The sequence below is a fragment of the Acinetobacter sp. BWR-L5 genome (assembly GCF_039655985.1).
Taxonomy (GTDB): domain Bacteria; phylum Pseudomonadota; class Gammaproteobacteria; order Pseudomonadales; family Moraxellaceae; genus Acinetobacter; species Acinetobacter johnsonii.
In genome coordinates this window covers 321,509-339,084 of record NZ_JAGFEV010000002.1, presented here as the reverse complement: position 1 = coordinate 339,084, position 17,576 = coordinate 321,509, and the positions used below count along the sequence as shown (strand labels likewise).

The 17,576-nt window shown below is 42.0% G+C and carries 16 protein-coding genes and 2 tRNA genes; 5 read left to right on the top strand and 13 right to left on the bottom strand.

Annotated features, from left to right (window positions below; translation table 11 throughout):
* Positions 1–47: 47 nt before the first annotated feature.
* The 5 genes from JZ787_RS05105 to hemE all read right to left on the bottom strand — a co-directional run bounded on the left by JZ787_RS05105 (position 48) and on the right by hemE (position 6,100).
* Positions 48–1,424 (bottom strand): diguanylate cyclase, encoded by a 1,377-nt coding sequence (locus JZ787_RS05105; RefSeq protein ID WP_234964692.1) that lies wholly within the window; start codon positions 1,422–1,424, stop codon positions 48–50.
* 196 nt (positions 1,425–1,620) lie between these two features.
* The gene (locus tag JZ787_RS05100) at positions 1,621–3,507 is read right to left on the bottom strand and encodes a DUF4105 domain-containing protein (protein WP_346311822.1); all 1,887 of its coding nucleotides are present in this window, start codon (positions 3,505–3,507) and stop codon (positions 1,621–1,623) included.
* A 68-nt stretch (positions 3,508–3,575) separates the two neighbouring features.
* A complete protein-coding gene (locus JZ787_RS05095) occupies positions 3,576–4,046 on the bottom strand; it encodes a DUF3015 family protein (protein WP_346311821.1) in 471 nt (156 codons plus the stop codon).
* Positions 4,047–4,192: 146 nt separating this feature from the next.
* Positions 4,193–4,993, bottom strand: coding sequence for a DUF817 family protein (locus JZ787_RS05090; RefSeq protein WP_346311911.1), 801 nt, complete (start codon positions 4,991–4,993; stop codon positions 4,193–4,195).
* A 36-nt stretch (positions 4,994–5,029) separates the two neighbouring features.
* Positions 5,030–6,100 carry a uroporphyrinogen decarboxylase gene (hemE, locus tag JZ787_RS05085; RefSeq protein ID WP_346311820.1) on the bottom strand — a complete coding sequence of 357 codons (1,071 nt, stop codon included), beginning with the start codon at positions 6,098–6,100 and terminating at the stop codon, positions 5,030–5,032.
* A 202-nt stretch (positions 6,101–6,302) separates the two neighbouring features.
* Here hemE and JZ787_RS05080 point away from each other — a divergent pair, with 202 nt between their 5' ends.
* The 3 genes from JZ787_RS05080 to JZ787_RS05070 all read left to right on the top strand — a co-directional run bounded on the left by JZ787_RS05080 (position 6,303) and on the right by JZ787_RS05070 (position 9,505).
* Positions 6,303–7,544: a L,D-transpeptidase gene (locus JZ787_RS05080; protein ID WP_346311819.1), complete on the top strand. Its 1,242-nt coding sequence runs from the start codon at positions 6,303–6,305 to the stop codon at positions 7,542–7,544.
* An 81-nt stretch (positions 7,545–7,625) separates the two neighbouring features.
* Complete coding sequence (locus JZ787_RS05075; RefSeq protein ID WP_346311818.1) at positions 7,626–8,687, top strand: hypothetical protein; 1,062 nt, start codon at positions 7,626–7,628, stop codon at positions 8,685–8,687.
* A 122-nt stretch (positions 8,688–8,809) separates the two neighbouring features.
* Positions 8,810–9,505, top strand: coding sequence for a pirin family protein (locus JZ787_RS05070; RefSeq protein WP_346311817.1), 696 nt, complete (start codon positions 8,810–8,812; stop codon positions 9,503–9,505).
* A 78-nt stretch (positions 9,506–9,583) separates the two neighbouring features.
* On the opposite strand, the gene JZ787_RS05065 is transcribed toward JZ787_RS05070, so the two are convergent.
* The 3 genes from JZ787_RS05065 to JZ787_RS05055 all read right to left on the bottom strand — a co-directional run bounded on the left by JZ787_RS05065 (position 9,584) and on the right by JZ787_RS05055 (position 11,617).
* Positions 9,584–9,937 (bottom strand): DUF1304 domain-containing protein, encoded by a 354-nt coding sequence (locus JZ787_RS05065; protein ID WP_168158118.1) that lies wholly within the window; start codon positions 9,935–9,937, stop codon positions 9,584–9,586.
* A 66-nt stretch (positions 9,938–10,003) separates the two neighbouring features.
* Entirely contained in the window at positions 10,004–10,981 is a 978-nt protein-coding gene (locus JZ787_RS05060; RefSeq protein ID WP_346311816.1) for a zinc-binding dehydrogenase, read from the bottom strand.
* A 3-nt stretch (positions 10,982–10,984) separates the two neighbouring features.
* Positions 10,985–11,617, bottom strand: a complete 633-nt coding sequence (locus JZ787_RS05055) for a TetR/AcrR family transcriptional regulator (RefSeq protein WP_005400463.1) — start codon at positions 11,615–11,617, stop codon at positions 10,985–10,987.
* 171 nt (positions 11,618–11,788) lie between these two features.
* Here JZ787_RS05055 and JZ787_RS05050 point away from each other — a divergent pair, with 171 nt between their 5' ends.
* A complete protein-coding gene (locus JZ787_RS05050) occupies positions 11,789–12,937 on the top strand; it encodes a heparan-alpha-glucosaminide N-acetyltransferase domain-containing protein (RefSeq protein WP_346311815.1) in 1,149 nt (382 codons plus the stop codon).
* A gap of 121 nt (positions 12,938–13,058) precedes the next feature.
* On the opposite strand, the gene JZ787_RS05045 is transcribed toward JZ787_RS05050, so the two are convergent.
* The 5 genes from JZ787_RS05045 to greB all read right to left on the bottom strand — a co-directional run bounded on the left by JZ787_RS05045 (position 13,059) and on the right by greB (position 16,093).
* Positions 13,059–13,964: an EamA family transporter gene (locus JZ787_RS05045; protein WP_346311814.1), complete on the bottom strand. Its 906-nt coding sequence runs from the start codon at positions 13,962–13,964 to the stop codon at positions 13,059–13,061.
* Entirely contained in the window at positions 13,961–14,539 is a 579-nt protein-coding gene (locus JZ787_RS05040) for a TetR/AcrR family transcriptional regulator (RefSeq protein ID WP_346311813.1), read from the bottom strand. Before JZ787_RS05040 ends, JZ787_RS05045 begins: the two co-directional genes overlap by 4 nt.
* 571 nt (positions 14,540–15,110) lie before the next feature.
* A tRNA-Ser gene (locus tag JZ787_RS05035) sits at positions 15,111–15,200 on the bottom strand.
* A 219-nt stretch (positions 15,201–15,419) separates the two neighbouring features.
* Positions 15,420–15,509: transfer RNA gene (locus tag JZ787_RS05030), tRNA-Ser, on the bottom strand.
* 89 nt (positions 15,510–15,598) lie between these two features.
* Positions 15,599–16,093: a transcription elongation factor GreB gene (gene greB, locus JZ787_RS05025; RefSeq protein WP_346311812.1), complete on the bottom strand. Its 495-nt coding sequence runs from the start codon at positions 16,091–16,093 to the stop codon at positions 15,599–15,601.
* Between the two features lie 365 nt (positions 16,094–16,458).
* Between greB and JZ787_RS05020 the strand changes: the two genes are divergently transcribed.
* Complete coding sequence (locus tag JZ787_RS05020) at positions 16,459–17,571, top strand: transglycosylase SLT domain-containing protein (protein ID WP_279688138.1); 1,113 nt, start codon at positions 16,459–16,461, stop codon at positions 17,569–17,571.
* Positions 17,572–17,576: the final 5 nt, after the last annotated feature.

Below are 17,576 nucleotides of genomic sequence, written 5' to 3'. Positions count from 1 at the left end.
CAACCGATTTGAAACGTCTTAGAACAGTTCGTGTTTAAGTCTGAGATTTAAACACTCAGGACTTTTTCAGTCACATGAATACAGTTACGCCCTTTATTTTTGGCTGCATAGAGTGCCGAATCGGCAGTGTCTAAAAAGCGTTGATAGTCAGGATGACCATTATAAACCGTACAGCCAATACTGACGGTAAAACTAAAACTTTGCCCATGAGCGGTACGAATTGGGGTTTCTTGTATCCGCATGCGAATCGTTTCAGCGATTTGTAAAGCACGCGTGAGATCACTGTCGACCAACAGCAATAAGAACTCTTCGCCACCGACACGGAAGGCATAGTCACTACCCTTCGCTACATCTAACAAGACTTCAGCAATAAAACGCAGTGCCAAGTCCCCTGCGGTATGCCCATATTTATCGTTGATACGTTTGAAATAATCCGCATCAATTGCTAGTAGGCTCAACGCAGCATCATTTTTACGGGCAAAATTAATTTCACGCGACACAATCGTACTTAAATAACGACGGTTTAACAGCTGAGTCAGTGAGTCATTGCCTGAGTCTATATATTCGGTCACTTGAAACAGTTGATCGACCAAATGCTGAATCTGTCGGTTCACGTCACGAATTTCTTGAATGCGTTCTACCTTCTGAGCCTGATCCTGACAGTCGAGCACGTCAAAATTGAGGGTATCGACCTGTTGAATCAGCCTGATAATGGTCTCCACCTGCTCTGCACCCGTAAAGGCATACGCTGCTTTATGCACAAACCATAGACCAAATTCTGACTTAGACAAAGCAATGTGTTGTAACTGTGGATGCTCGGAGAAGACTTTGAACATCAACTCATTTTCCCAGTCGAGCAAAATGCTACGCTGCTTATCTTTTTGTACCGCGACATCTTGCATTGCAGAAAATAAACGATAGCTATGCTTAACTTCGTGGCTTCGCTCAGTATTGGCTTCATAGGATCTGCACATAATTTCTGTCGCAAAACCCATAATTTGCAGCATATAACTCAGCATGTGGTGGTTATTTTCTAGCGGAAGTCCAGCCAAGAGTTCCAAGATCTTGTTTTCAATCTCACGAATACCGCGCATGATCAACCAAGAAGGAATGCCCACCCGCGCATGTACCTGCCCAACTTTTTGTTGTTTTTCAACTGCTGCATAATAAGCTTCATTCACAGCCACGTCGAAACTTTCAATGAGCCATTGGTTTAAACTGTTTTTTAAACGTTGTTGAATGATGTCATCTTTAAAAAAATCTGCAGCCTCAGGCTCCAAGACAATATTGCTATAAAATTCATTGACCAATACAGACGAATGCTGCTGAATAAAATTTTGCGCTTTAACGTGATCATTCACTGAATAATGTTGGCAAATTTTCCCCCATTGCTCGGCCAATTTAGCCATGCATTCATCATTCATAAAACTTACCTATTTATATATTTTTGAGACTTACTAGACATTTATGTGATTAATATAACAAATTTCAATACTTATTTTCACCATCAGCTTTTATTTTCAGCGCTTTATAAAAAGTAAGGCTCGCGTTTGGTTGTTTTAACAGCAATGACTTCCATAAAAAAAGCCCCATTAATGGGGCTTTGAAAAGAGGATCGAACTAAAAGAAATGGAGATAACTCAGACCCGTCTGATCCCAATCTTTTCCTTTTTGCTGTTGATACTGCCAATGAAGCCTCAACGCATGTTGCTGATTGAATAAATATTGCAGCTGAGTATTCAGTCTGACTTGCCATTGATGGCTATCTTCCCAATATGGCAGCTCGACCTGTACCAAACTATTGATATGTTCGCTCCAGATGTTCTGGCAGCCTACCGTTGGCCCAAGTCCCACGCGCCAACCTCGGTCTAAAGCTTTGCCTGCTTGAATATGATTTTGCAATTGTGCATAGCATAAATGTTGATGCTCTTGATCTGCCACACTATAGCCAAACTGACTGGATAGATTGAATACACCGTGTTGATCCTGTTCACTAAATGCACCATCTCGATTTAGTGCTTCTTGTTGCCAACCCATGTTAAAACCCCAGCTTAATGGTGTTTTAAAAGCAGTCAATGGACTGTAGGCATTGACCTCCAGCACATTCAGCTCTTGCAGTTTTAGTCGATCATCGCGATATTCGACGCTACCATCTAGAAACTTAAGCTGTGTACCCAAACGAAAGCCGCCTTGCGGGTCAATCAAGTCATGATAGGCCTGACGATGACTCAGTCGGAAATAAGAGTCTCCTTGTACTTCACCCGCTTCAAACTGAACAGTTCGCGCATGGTGGCCTTTTACTGGATCTACTTTTGGTGCTTCGACCACTTGACGCTGCTTTTCCAAGTCAATCTGACTCCGCAAACCCAGCAGTTGTCGAATACGCGGTTGGGCGTCTTCTGCCGCAATCTTTTGTGCAATTAACTGTAAATATACATGGTCATAGGCCATTTCTAAAATACGTGCCTGATCCACCAAAGCATAGCGATTCAAATAATCTTGCATTTGAGCAGGTTCAAGTTGCGCAACCTGATGCGCAGCCGCTGCCAAAGCTTGACCATGTTGTTTGGCTTGTGCCAACAATTGAGTTTCTAAAGCTGGACGGTAAACACTTTCTGCAATTAGATGGTTTTCATCGACCGCCTTAATAGTCTCAACAGGAATCGCAGCGGTTTTAAATTGTTTTTGTAGGTTGACCTCTGGCCGTACCAAATCAATTAAACCCAGTAAACGATAGGCACAGTTATCACTGATAAAATAGTAAGGAAATTGCACATGCTTGAGTTCCCAAATATGCTCAACCATGGTTTTGGTTTCTTCTGGCGTCAGGGCTAACTCGTACTCCCACAAATCGCGGCTTTCCAAATCACCATATTCTTTCACTTTTCGATAGTACGGCATGAGTGAGTACTCACCAGGGTACTGCCCGGTTAAGCCCTTCCATGCAAAAGAAAAGCTGTCGCTATTGGCCACTGTCGCTGCGTAATTCACGGCATAAGAGACTAAGTTCAGCTGTTTTTGGTCTTTAGGATCGAGCCTTAACAGGGTATGCCCAAACATCGAACTGGGGTTACCCATAAAGTCCGTGGCATAAATTAAAGTCGCCTTATACGGCTTAATTTGCCCAAGCCACTCATCCAGCTCAGGACATGAGGCTTTAGGCAGTTGGTTTGATGCAATATTCAGTTGTCCTATGAGCCATTTTGACCGGGCTGGAAAGCGACATTGAATCGATTGATTAGCTTCGGTTGGAATAAAGAGTGCTGCAATATTGGCATCAAGCTCTTGTTTGAGCTGAGTTTGTCCGTGCGCACTATAAAAGAACGGACGGTAAGTGACTTCACTTTGTCCTGATGAAGTATTGGCATACATCAAACGTTGCCAAGTTACATTTGAGGCAAGCTTAAGCTGCTGTGCTTTTTCAATATAAAACTCTGCTGAGCTAGGTGCTTGAGCAAAGATGGTGGTGCTGAATAGCACGCTTGAGAGGAGGACAACAGATTTCATGCAGTGCTAGCTATTCTTCTTTTTTAGATATGAAAAACCCTGCCGAATGGCAGGGTTTTATGGTGCAATTAAACGTATGCTTTCAATACGTCATCAGTTGCCATTACAGCTTGTAATGATGCTAAAACTTGAAGTGCATCTTGGTTCTGAGCTGAATAGATTTTTGCAAAGTTTTGTTTAGAAACTTCAAAGAAACGTGCTTTATCACCAGATTGAATGTTGAGTAATTCAGCAAGGACATTCAGACTTTCACCCTCACCGACTGCCATATCACGCGCCAAGGCTTCAGCATTTTCGTTTGTAAATGTTACAGCCTGAGCAGTCACAGTACCTGTACCACTACACCCTAAAGTACCAAAAGTGATACCAAAAAGTTGGTTAGCAAAAATACCGTTTGTTGTACCCGCTAAGATTTTAGCGACTTTACCTGACTGACCAGCCCAAATTTCTGAACCAATACCACAACCGACATCATTATCTGCAAATGTAGCGGTCGAACCAACTGCCAAAACCGCAGCCAATGCTATTTTTTTCAACATATGTATTCTCCAGACTCGATTATGTCCGAGTATTTTTTATTGTTCCGTGTCGTGTATATTTTAATCTACACTCCTGTAAGATAACGGTAACAGCCGCATAACGCAAAACAATTTATACTAAAGTGAAGAGGTATATATAAAAAAATTTATGAGCGATATAAGGACCAATTACCGCGTAGGTCTCGTTTGCCTAAAATTTTTAACACCAACACCAAACTTAAGAGTAGCAATAAATACCATGATCCAAGTTTACCCCAACCGACCATATGCCATGCATCGACTTGACTTGGGTACAGCCAGATTTGGTAAAACGTACTGATATTTTCCGCAATCCAAATAATAAAAGCCAACAGTAAAAGTACGGGTAACATCGGCAGTTGAAAACGGTGCTGCTGTAATTCAAAACCAATCTTGGTTTTCCAAAACAGCACTATGCTCCACGCAAACAAAAGGTAACGAATATCGGGAACAAAAAATTTGGACATAAAGTTGATATAAGACAACACCGCCAAGGTCAGCATGAAGGAGAAACGGGGTAAGTATTCAAAAGAAACGTGATAGAGACGTAATGATCGCGCAAAAAAACTGCCCACAGCCGAATACATAAAACCTGCAAACAAAGGCACAGTGAGGATTTTAAACACAGCGGGATGCGGATACTGCCAGGATGCAATTTGTGGATGGGTCAAAAAGATTTCCATCACCATTGCCATCACGTGAAATAGCGCAATCACTTTGGCTTCTGCCCAAGACTCAAGTTTTAAATAGAGCAGACAAACTTGAATCAGCACAGCATAAAACAGTAAATAGTCATAACGGAAAAAGCCGAAATATTCCTGACTTCCCATACTGGCTGTGAAGGCAAAAGCCAATAACAGTAATATCCCAAATAAGGCAGCCGAAGCTGCCTTAGATGAGAACTCAAAACATGATTTTAAAATCGTGATCACGCATGAACCCTAATTGAATTGAAGCTGTGAAACTTAGAGATATTTGGCACTGTATTCATGCACAGTATCAATAAAGGCTTTCGGGTTTTCAGGATCAACCCACTGGGTAATGCCATGCCCTAAGTTTGCAACATAACCTGTTTTCTCACCGCCTGCATAAGCGTCATCTAACATGGCTTTGGTGGCTTTCACGATGGTCTCATGTGAACCATATAATGTTGCAGGGTCTAAGTTGCCTTGCAGTGCCGCACGGTCAGCCACCGTTTGGCGAGCCACATTTAATGGCGTAGTCCAATCTAGACCAAAAGCATCCGCTCCTGTTGCCACCATTGGCTCTAACCACTGACCGCCACCTTTGGTGAATAAGATCACAGGTACTTTACGTCCTTCATTTTCACGCTTTAAACCTGCAACAATTTTTTGCATGTATTTTAAAGAAAATTCTAAATATTCACGGTGTGCTAGCGCCCCGCCCCAACTGTCAAAAATCTGTACGGCTTGAGCACCTGCATCAATTTGCGCATTTAGATAGTCAATAACCGCATCAGCCAAACGATCGAGCAGCGCATGTAAAACTTCAGGTTGCGCATACATCATTTGCTTAGTGAAACGGAAATCTTTGCTCGAACCACCTTCAACCATATAAGTTGCTAGCGTCCAAGGACTGCCTGAAAAACCAATTAATGGCACTTGGCCGCCAAGCGCTGAACGGATCGTCTTGACTGCATTCATCACATAGTCGAGATCAGACGCGGCATTAAACTTAGGTAAATTCGCTACATCTTGTTCAGTACGAACCGTTTTATGAAATTTAGGCCCTTCCCCAGCTTCAAAATAAAGCCCTAAACCCAAAGCATCGGGTACAGTTAAAATATCTGAAAATAAAATGGCAGCGTCGAGCTCATAACGACGTAAAGGCTGTAAAGTCACTTCACAAGCAAATTCGTTATTTTTACACAGCGAAAGGAAATCACCCGCTTGAGCACGGGTTGCACGATATTCAGGTAAATAACGCCCTGCTTGACGCATCATCCAGACGGGTGTGGTATCTACAGGTTCACGTAATAAAGCACGTAGAAAACGATCATTTTTAAGCGTCGTCATTTACTTTCCCATCTCAATTAAATTTGCCCACCATCATAACAAAAAGGTCGAATTTTTAATAACTTCTCATAACACTAAAATTCGATCAGGACAAAGATGCAAACGAATATTTACACAAAACAAATACTGCATCTCCATCTTTTTTCTGTAATACTTCACTAGTTTTTACTTTGTAAATGAATAATTCTTAAGGTTGAATTACATGTTCGTTCGCACAATACTCGCGATGAGTTTAAGTTGCATTCTTGCTGGTACAGCGTTTGCTGCATCTACTACTGAACAACCCTTGACGCCAAAAAAGATCATTGATACTTCAGTTCAAGATCCTATTGATCCTTTAGCAACAGATGTCGCTTCAGCTTCTACTGCGGTTGCAAACAACCAAATTACAGCAAAAGAACAAGCAGACTTAAACCAAGCTTCGCAAACTTTAGATCAACTTGAACAATCTGAAGATAAAACAGCTGACGTTGGTGCTGCACCAAGCAAAACCAGCACTGCACCGACCACCACGACGACCAATCCTGCTGCAGCAAAAGCATCGTGGACATTAAATGGTTTAAACAGTGCAGAATGGTTTGACAATATTGGTAAAGGCCAATTCCCTGTCTATGCACGTGCTCACGTGATGTTGAATAATGCGCATGCGTCTCCGGGTGCAATTGATGGCATGAGCGGTAAAAATACCCTCAAAGCCATTGCCTCTTTCCAGCAAATGAGCGGCTTAAAAGCAACAGGTACCTTAACCAAAGAAACTTGGGATGCTCTAATGGCAAGCCAAGGTTCTAAACCTGCATTTATTGAATACACCATTACCGAAGCAGACTTAAAAGGTCCTTATGCTGCATCAATTCCACGCGATTATGCACTACAAGCCAAAATGAAAGGTTTGTACTACACTCGTGTGACTGAAATGCTAGGTGAAAAGTTCCATATGGATGAAGACTTCTTGCAGAAGTTAAATCCAAAAGCAACCTTCAAAAAAGCGGGCGAAAAAATTATTGTGGCCAATATCCGCAATGAAGTACCAGAAGACATTCATTTGATCGTTGCGCACAAAGGCGCAAAACAGTTGTATTTATTTAACAGCCGTAACCAAATGATTGGTTCTTTCCCTGCAACCATTGGTAGCTCAGACACTCCGTCTCCAACGGGTACTTATAAAGTTACGGGTGTTGCGCCAAATCCATGGTATAGCTACTCACCAAGTAACTTTGTACAGGGCAAAAACTTAAAACCACTTTCTCTACCACCGGGTCCAAACGGTCCTGTAGGGAATATCTGGATTGGTTTAAGCAAAAAATCATTTGGTATTCACGGTACACCAAACCCTTCAGCTATTTCTAAAACAGCATCACACGGTTGTATCCGTTTGACCAACTGGGATGCCAATGATCTTGGCAAAAAAGTGAAGTCAGGTGTTACGGTTAAATTCTTAGAATAATTGGCTTTCTAAGGCATTTACGCTATAAAAGGTGTTCTCTTGAGAGCACCTTTTTTCAATTACAACAATATAAAAATGACGATGAACGCTTTAAAAATAATACTGCCCGTGGTCTGCTTACTATCTTTCTCAACTTATAGCTTTGCCGAATTAGATGAAGAAATCGTGACCAGCGTAGATGCTTCTGCTTATGTGGTGGAATCTGACCATCCATTCGACAGTCTGGATGATCATGAAAAAATCCGTCATCCGCAATACATTCCAGAGCAAGACAGTCTCAGAGAGCCTCTTTTGAATGCACGCTATTACGTCATCGCAGGCAAGTCTCCGATTCACTATTACGCGATTCGAACAGGAGCAAAGCCTAAACTACTTTATTTAAACCAGCCCCACTCTGCGGTTTTTTCAATAGGCGAGGCATATGCTGAAAATCGAGAAAAAATCACCCTACAGCCTCAACTCGACAATACAGTCAAAGATCATGAGCTGTTTTCGATTATGCCCGTCGCGAAGCATCTCGCACTGATTTTTCGTACTCGCTATGCCTATACTCCTACAGAGTTAAAAGCCAATGCGGCCATGAACGCCATCTATGCCAACAATCGCTACCGATACAGCTATGAAATTATTGAAATCGACACGAATGGCAAACAGCTCCACCGCGTGCAATTTGTGGCTCCAATCATTGAAGATGGAATGAGTTTTGGCCCCAAATGGGATGAAGACTTATCAGATTATAATAATGCAATACTTGAATACAGTACCAAGTCGCCAGGCGACTACCAAACCTTGCATCCTTATAACCTTGAAACCCGCTATGAGTACCAACATGGTCAATTGAAGCACTTTGAACAAAAAGTTCTGCTCACCGCCAGTGACAAAGTGTTCTTAAAGAATCCACCCAACTCGATTAATTATGAAAATTATCTCGATGATCAAGATGTACCACTCTCCGTTGAAAGCAGTACTTGCCTTGATGACTATTTTGTTTTTAAAGACAAAGCGGCTCCGCTCGGTGTGAAATGGGGCAATGACTGGATGCAACAGCAGCCGAAGCTACATCAACAATTTTTAGCTGAATATGCGCAAGGCAAAAACTACGTCTGGAAAGATTTCCGTGTACGGTATTGTGATTTAGACTAAGGCTGCAATGTTGCGTTCAATCATTTCAATATTGAAACGCAACATTGCAAATTCACTATTTTAGCGATAAATATAAAACGCTAAAATTACTCCATAGATTAAAAATAAGATTGGAGTTGAAAATGGATGCATTCATTCATCGCAGTCAAGACCGTGGTCATGTCAATATCGGCTGGCTAGAGTCTAAACACAGCTTTTCTTTTGGCAGTTGGTATAACCCTCAATATATGGGCGTAAGTGCATTACGTGTCATCAATGACGACGTGATCGCGGGCCATCAAGGTTTTGGGCAACACCCCCATGACAATATGGAAATCTTGACCTGTGTGCTCAATGGTACCATCACCCATAAAGACAGCATGGGTAACCATGGTGGTATTTCTGCTGGTGAATGGCAACTGATGAGTGCAGGTACAGGTGTACAGCATAGCGAAATGAATCAGGGTGATGAGCCAGTACATTTGCTACAAATTTGGATTACCCCAAATCAAAGAGATGCAGCTCCAACCTATCAGCAGATTCGTCTTGATCCACATGAGCAGCCAAATCAATGGCATGTAATATGTGGTCCAAATGACAATGCTGCAATGCATATCCGTCAAGATGCCGAAGTCAAAACGGCTGTGATTGAAAAAGATCAAATGCTAGAAATTAAAGCTACACAGCATATTAACTACGTGCATGTGATTTCAGGTTCAATCCAAATTGCAGAACATACTCTTCATGCAGGTGACGCGATTGCTTTCTTAGAAGCAAGCGACGTTAAAGCTTTGGAAGAAGCACAAGTGATTTGGTTTGATTTGCCTGAAGTCAAATAAGTCATCACTCACAATAAAAAGCCAACGTCTAGACGTTGGCTTTTTTAATGCAGAACTCAAGCAGTTGTTTCATTTGGTTTAGAGAAAATTCACTGCAAGTAACGCCACAGCCGCAGGTAAGGCTTGAATGTAGATAATTTTCTTACTGGCGGTCAACCCACCATAAATCCCAGCAACCAAAACGCAGCCTAAAAAGAAATTGGCCAGTGGCAGTGCATAAGTTTCGGGTGCACATAGCGCCCAAAATAGACCTGCAGCCAAGAAACCATTGTATAAACCCTGATTTTGCGCCATGACTTTGGTCAGTTGTGCTTTTTCAGGCGTATTACCAAAGGCTTTTAGACCATAAGGCTTATCCCATAAAAACATCTCTAAAACTAAAATATACACATGCAACAGTGCAATTAAAGCAATCAAAATTTGTCCCATCATACGCTTTATCCTTATTTTTGATGAATGATGCTAGATCAGCTTCACAGCTGATCTAGGTCGAAACTCTTAGGGTTTCAAAAGTACTTTACCCTGACGCGCGCCTTGCGTCGCTTTCAGTGCAGCACCTTTAATTTGTGCAAAGCTGAAGATACCTTCAACAGGCAGCAGTAATTTTTTCTGTGCAGCAAGCGTCAATAACTCCACAATTAACGCTTTTTTGCGTTCAGCAGACAATTGCTTATTCACCACACTTGCCCAAAAACCTTTGACTGTGGCTTGTTTAAAAATCAGATCTCCCGAAGAAATCTGCATGGTCTCACCTGTCATGCTACCAAATGAAACCAATAGACTATTTTTGCTCAGTAAAGCCAACATTTCACCACTGGCCTGACCACCAATGGAGTCTACACCCGCAATCAGTGGCTGATCTGCATGAATCGCTTTGACTTGTTCTTTCCAATCAGCTTGGTCTGTTGCTACCACATTTTGAATGCCTAAGGCCTGCATTTCAGCTACAGCCTCAGTACGGCGAACCAAATGAATTACCTTTTGACCACGCGCTTTTGCAATCATTGCCACGGTTTTACCCACCGCACCATTGGCAGTGTTCTGAATCAACCACGAATCTGCCGGCAAGTCGATAAAATCTAAAAGCATCAGTGCACTGATCGGCATCCCAATCAACTGCGCTGCCGTTTCATCATCAATCGCGTCAGTTAAAGGCACGACGCCATGCGCTGGCGCAATAAAATACTCGGCCCAACTGCCATGAACTGCAGCAACTGCTACACGCTGCCCTACCGATACGCCTTGTACACCCTCACCAAGCGCATCAATCACACCCACAGCTTCGCTACCACCAATTGCAGGCAGTGTTGGTTTATAACCATAACCACCACGCACTGTCCACACATCGTGGTTATGCATTGGCGATAGAATCATTTTAATACGTACTTCACCCGCTTTCGGTTCAGGTTGCGGCATATCTGCAGCTTCCAAGACGTCAACAGGTTCACCAAACTGGTGATGAATAATACTTTGCATTTGCTATTCCTTTATCGGCTGTAATAGTTGCTGGGTAGTTTCCAAAGCGAGGTAAAGGGGCTGCTTATCTCGGGCCAGTCTTGCCAATAAAGCTGCTCCCAACCACAATTGATACATGGTTTGTGCCATTTTTTCAGCGTCAATATGCGCTGGAATTGAACCATCTTGCTGCCCGGCTTGGATTAGACCCGAAATACGTTCTGTTAACTTACGCACCCCGAAGTTCAAAATCTGACGCATATCTTCAGACAAATCTGAGACTTCTGCTGCCAATTTGACGATCAAACAATTCTCCGCCCATCCCCCATCGCTATGATGTTCAACATCACTTTCAATATGTGATGAGTTATCAATCCATGCTTGCCAAAGTGCCATCAGGCTTGCATAGGCGCTTCGCTGTTCTTGCTGTATCAGCTGATCGATTTTGACCTTATAGTCGGCTAGATACTGCTGAAGTAGCGCACAGCCGAAAGCCTCTTTCGAAGCAAAGTAATAATAGAATGAACCTTTCGGCACATCACAATTCTTTAGAATTTCCTGTAAGCCCACTCCGACAAAACCTTTATGTAACACCAGTTGAAAACTGCTATTTAAAATGTGTAGTCGTGTTGCCTCACTTTTATCTGATCGTTTCATATCCACACTATAAATCAATAATAGACCAGTCGTCTATAAAATAATGCATCTACCTTTGATACTTCATCTCGAATCATTGGATTACATATAAATTTTGCTGATTAAAATTTTGATATAAATGATTGAAATAAATGTTACATTATACTATAACACAAATTTTCAATTCATCTTATGTCTACACCTTCACAACGTTTACAAGCGATTGACGCCCTCAGAGGATTGGTTATTCTGATCATGATGGTCGACCATGTCAGAGAAACTTTTTATCTGCACCAGCAAGTCCCCGACCCGATGCTGATTCCAGGAACCGAAGAATCCCTTTTCTTTAGCCGGATCTTGGCTCACTTATGTGCACCTGTTTTTGTGGTATTAACAGGCTTATCGGCTTATCTTTACCAAGCAAAAAACAACAGCGTTCAAATGACACGTGAATTTTTACTCAAACGCGGTCTATTTCTGATTTTTCTCGAACTGATCATCATCAACTTCGCTTGGACTGGACAGTTCCCGCCCGATGTCATCTATTTACAAGTGATTTGGGCCATTGGTCTCAGTATGGTGGTTTTAGCTGGCTTGATTGGGCTATCGCAAAAATGGCTCTGGGTGATCAGTCTCAGCATTATTTTTGGACATAATGCGCTGGATCAAGTGTCATTTTCACAGATGCCGATCCTGCAAAATATGTGGTTTATTTTACATGAACGTGGTTGGATCGAATTTGGAGATCTGATTCGTTTTAGAACCTCTTACCCTGTACTGCCTTGGATTGGGGTGATTACCCTCGGCTATTGCATCGGTCATACCGTATTTAACAGCACACACGATGTCTCAAAAAGAAATCAAATCTTGTTAGGCTTCGGGCTGGCCAGTATCAGCTTATTTATCGTTTTAAGAATGATCAATCTCTATGGCGACCAAGCATGGTCAATCATGCCGACCAGCACTGAAACCGTTATGAGTTTTTTGAACTTGACCAAGTATCCGCCATCGCTGCTGTTTATTTTGTGGAATGTCGGACTAGGTTTAATCCTGTTAGTGTTACTTCAAAAGGTTGAAAGTAAACCTTGGGCCAAACCCTTGATTGTCTTTGGTTCCGTGCCGATGTTCTTCTATATCGTACACTTATATGTGCTGAAAGCCCTCTATCTCACTGCGGTCACACTGTTTGGCACAACCCATGGCGAATACTTCGGCGTCGATCATGTCTCCACCCTCTGGCTCATTTCGATTATTTTAACGGTGGCTCTCTATCCGTTGATGTTAAAATTCTCAGCCTTTAAACATAAAAACAAACACATTCGCATTCTTAAATACCTCTAAGGATTTAAGGTGTATAGCCCATTTCACTGAAATAAGATTGATGCTTAGTCCAACTAGGCATCAGATTTCCCGACACCCAGCAAATATGCTTTATGCGCCAACGAATGTCTGAAGCAAAAATTTACTTTGCTTTAGTCTGCAATGCTAAGCAGATTGAAATTAAAACCATCCCAATCCAACCGATTGGTGCAAGTTGTTCTCCCACCAACAGGATTGCAAATACAGCGGCAACCAAAGGTTCAAACAAGGTCAAGGTAATGGCTTTACTGGCAGGCACAGTTTTTAAGCCATATCCAAATAAAACATAGCCCAAAAACATTGGGATCAACATCATATACCCCACGACATAAAGGTTGATGTTTTCTTCAAACAAGTTTGAACCTGTTATCCATAAAGTCGGAAGTAATAATAAAGAACCGAGTCCGAAGATGAGCCCCATAGACGCTTTTGCATCCATTCCTTGGTCAATCATTCGTTTTGCCGCCCAAGAATATAAAGCATAGGTCAATCCCGCAACCGCCCCTAAAGCAATACCCAACATTGGTCGATTTTGGGACAAATGCTCCGTGGTTGCTACAGCATGTGATTCCCCGAGAGAAAGTAGCGCAACGCCCGTCACTCCCAATACGAAACTCATCAGCCATGTCATCGAAAGTGCTTTTCGGTCAAACACCCTTTCTAAAAGTGCAGTAAATAAAGGCGCCGTACCAATCGACACGACCGTACCAATGGTGATGCCTGCATAGTGCATCGATGAATAAAAGGCCAACGGATAAATAAAAACCGCAATTACGCCTACACCGAGCATCACCGCATTGGCTTTGATATGTGCCAGATGGTTGATAATACTTTTTCGCGCCAAAAGTGCCTGTAACAGTCCACCACCACCCATCGCAGCAGCGCCAATAGCCAAAGGACTCAAATTAGGTGCAAAAGATGCCACTGTGCCCGTCGTTCCCCATAGAAAAGCAGCGAACAGCACCGCGATGAAACCATAATTCGGTACCGCAGAAACAGACTGATTCACGTACTGATTTCCTGTGCTAAAAGTGTTTTCACCATCGCTGTTGCAGCTTGTACTTTTTCGCTCGAGCTTTCCAAGCCTGCTCGCGCAATCGATCCCTCTAAAACAAAAGACAACAACAAAGCCATTTGTTTGACCTTGTATGCGTCCGAAATGATATTGGCAAGCTGTGTAGAGATAATGTTTTCAATTTCATCCTTATGCCGTTTTACAGCCAAGCGCTCGGCGCTGTGCGCTGGGAACTCAGCAGCAGCATTCAACAAACCACAGCCCCGAAAACCTTTTTCATAGGCAAACTCAGCATGATCTTGATAGGCTTCAAAAACCGCAACAATTTTATCAATAGGGGTATTTGCCTGTTGGTTTCGAAGCGCATACAAATCTAACCACTCTTGATGCCGTGCTTCTATATAAGAAGTGATCAAGTCAGCCTTCGTCGGGAAATTATTATATAAGGACATTTTGGCAACTTTGGCCTTATCGGTAATGCTGTTAATCCCTGTACTGGTGATGCCATCGTTATAAAACAGAATTGCAGCTGCATCTAAAATTTTCTGTTTCGCAGTTTTCGTATTCATCACACTCAACTAAGTAGACCGATCTACCTAATTTATAGAATCTGTAAAAATATGCAAGTCACCTTTGCTTATTTAATGAAGGAAATATCAGATGAATCAAATACAGGAGAATACCCTTCAATCACCCCATCGCGATGGCGGTGGATAGAAAGCGAAACGGAACAATCGCTCTATACTTTTACAAAGCATATGTAGTTCCAACTTAGAGGTAATGAGTTGCTAGATAAACCAAACGAAGGATGCTAAAAAAACCCATCTGAGAAATTGAGAAACTTTCGAAAAACTGATCTACAGAAATGACTGCTACGCATTACAACTGCATAGTCTCTATAACTGTTTGCCTAAAACGAATAGTGAATCTAAAAAGGGATCGAGTTGGACAGCTCAATAGTTATAAAAGAAGGTTAAATACCTTAAATAAAAAAAGCAGTAAGAGAAGGTCTGACTGCTTTTTTTAGAATTTGATCACTGCCGATCTATGTGGTGTTCCCCACACTACTTGACGTAATGGCCCAACTTAAACTTGGGTTATCGATTAATGATTCGTTTTAATTTGTATTTAAAAATAATTTGGCGGAAGCGGTGAGATTCGAACTCACGGAGGACTCACACCCTCGTCGGTTTTCAAGACCGGTGCATTAAACCGCTCTGCCACGCTTCCATGGGCGCTATCATATAAATAAAAATATTTTTTGGCAAATATTTTTCATCTCACGGCCTGCAAAAAGCCACTATTCAGCTAAAAAATATTCAATCTCAATAAGATATTAACTTTACAGCCCACATATGCCAGAAAATTGAGCGATAACTCTGGCATCTTTTAGAAATTAATTTAAAAAAGGCATAAAAAAACCCTGACTCAATCAGGGTTTTTTGAATTTGGCGGAAGCGGTGAGATTCGAACTCACGGAGGACTCACACCCTCGTCGGTTTTCAAGACCGGTGCATTAAACCGCTCTGCCACGCTTCCATGGGCGACATCATATAAACATTCAATCTACTTGGCAAATACTTTTCTTCAAAAATCACACCAAGTGGCTAAAATTAAAACAAAATCTTTTAGTTCTCTGAACTTTCAGGTCTGTCATAACGAATTGAATTGACATACCAGTGTTTTTTTCCAGTTGGCGTCAACACTTCAAATTCATCATTGACTTGTTTGGACAGTAAAGCCCGTGCCATCGGTGAGTCGATGGAGATGTGCTGCGGGTGATGATCGTAAATTTCATCCACCCCGACGATGCGTAAGGTTTTTTGTTCCCCTGCGTCATTTTCAATCTCGACCCAAGCGCCAAAATAAATCTTGCCAGCCTGCTCTTCAGAAAAGTCGATAATACGAAGTTCTTCGAGGCGTTTTCCCAAATAGCGAACCCGTCGATCAATCTTACGTAAGATCTGTTTGTTGTACTGATAATCCGCGTTTTCACTACGGTCGCCAAGGCTCGCCGCCCAGTTTACTTTCTTGGTAATTTCAGGGCGTTCTTCATGCCAAAGCTGCTTTAATTCCGCCACCAATTTGTCGTGACCTGCACGTGTAATTAAGTTTGATTTCATGATGAATGCCGTCTAAATCTGCTTATTGATTTACAACAAAGGATTATTTTATCCCTTATTTCTCCACAACAGAAGTTTATAAAATAAATTCCTGAATTAAATTAAATCTTTATGTTACATTTTTCAAAAAAATATTGCACAAAATTTGACACTTTTAAAATTGCTATATATTATGCGCACATCTTAAATTAGTTGCCTATTTTTTAATCTATGTAGTTTTTCTACATAATCTTCTTAATCCCATGTCATTTTGAATGACGTCATGAATGCCCAACCTCTTATTGAATTTAGACAACTTGAACTCGTTTTAAGGCATGTTTTTGCCTTTGCGTTCTAGGGCATAAATTACTTGTAGCGGAGACAACATGCACAGTAGTTCAACTTCTGGATCGAGGCTTTGCCTTAATTCATTAACTTTCTCTCTCCCGTTGAAAGCCCTTGCTTTAAGTACTTTGTTAATTCCATTTCATAGTATTAATGCAAGTAAGACCTACCAGTATGATAACGTCGTCAATCATAATAAATTGACTGTCGTTTCAGTGGAAAACCCAACGACCGTTTTTAAAGATGGTCAGCATTTGCATGGTTTTGGTTATGACCTTGCACGTAACTATGCAGACAGCTTAAATGTAAAGCTAGACTTCAAAACCGTCCCCGATAATGCGACAGCACTGAAATGGGTAGCACAGGGCAAAGCAAATTTTGCAATGACGACGGCAAGTGTTCAAACGATTGAGCAAAAAAGTCTCGCAACCTTTTCTGCTACTTGTGGTGATTTAAACGTTTTACGTAAAAATGGCCTCAATACTGAGCTGAACTGGGTATTTAAACATGCGAATGATCCATTGACGCAAACGGCGAGTGGATTTGTCTGCCGTGGTAAACAATCTGGTTCAATTGGTCAATTGGCCTCATTTTACAACCGCAATGTCGTGAAGCCTGAAAACTGGAATACGATTCAACGCGATTTGCGTCAGCGTATGCCGATCTATAAGGCCAGTTTTAAAAGCACAGCGCAAAAGTACGATTTAGATTGGCACTTATTAGCAGCGATTGGTTATCAAGAGTCTTATCTTAAACCGAACTCCATTTCTCCCACGGGTGTCCGCGGTTTGATGATGTTGACCAATAGCACAGCCAAAGCCATGGGTGTAAGTAACCGTACCGATCCTGCGCAAAGCATTCAAGGTGGTGCCAAGTACTACGACCAAATGCTGAGTCGCTATGATGATATCCCCTTTCCTGACCGGAACTGGTATGCACTGGTTGCGTACAATATGGGACCGGGTGCGGTGAATCAGATTCAAAAACGCATTCAGGCACAAGGTCAAGACCCAAATAACTGGCTCAATTTGTATGCTTACTTACAACAGAACCAAGCGAAGAATGGCCGTTACCGTCAAGCACTACAGTATGTGACACGTATCCGTGCTTATCTTGAGCACATTAAAACCACGCCGCAGCTGGTCAATATCTAAAAGAT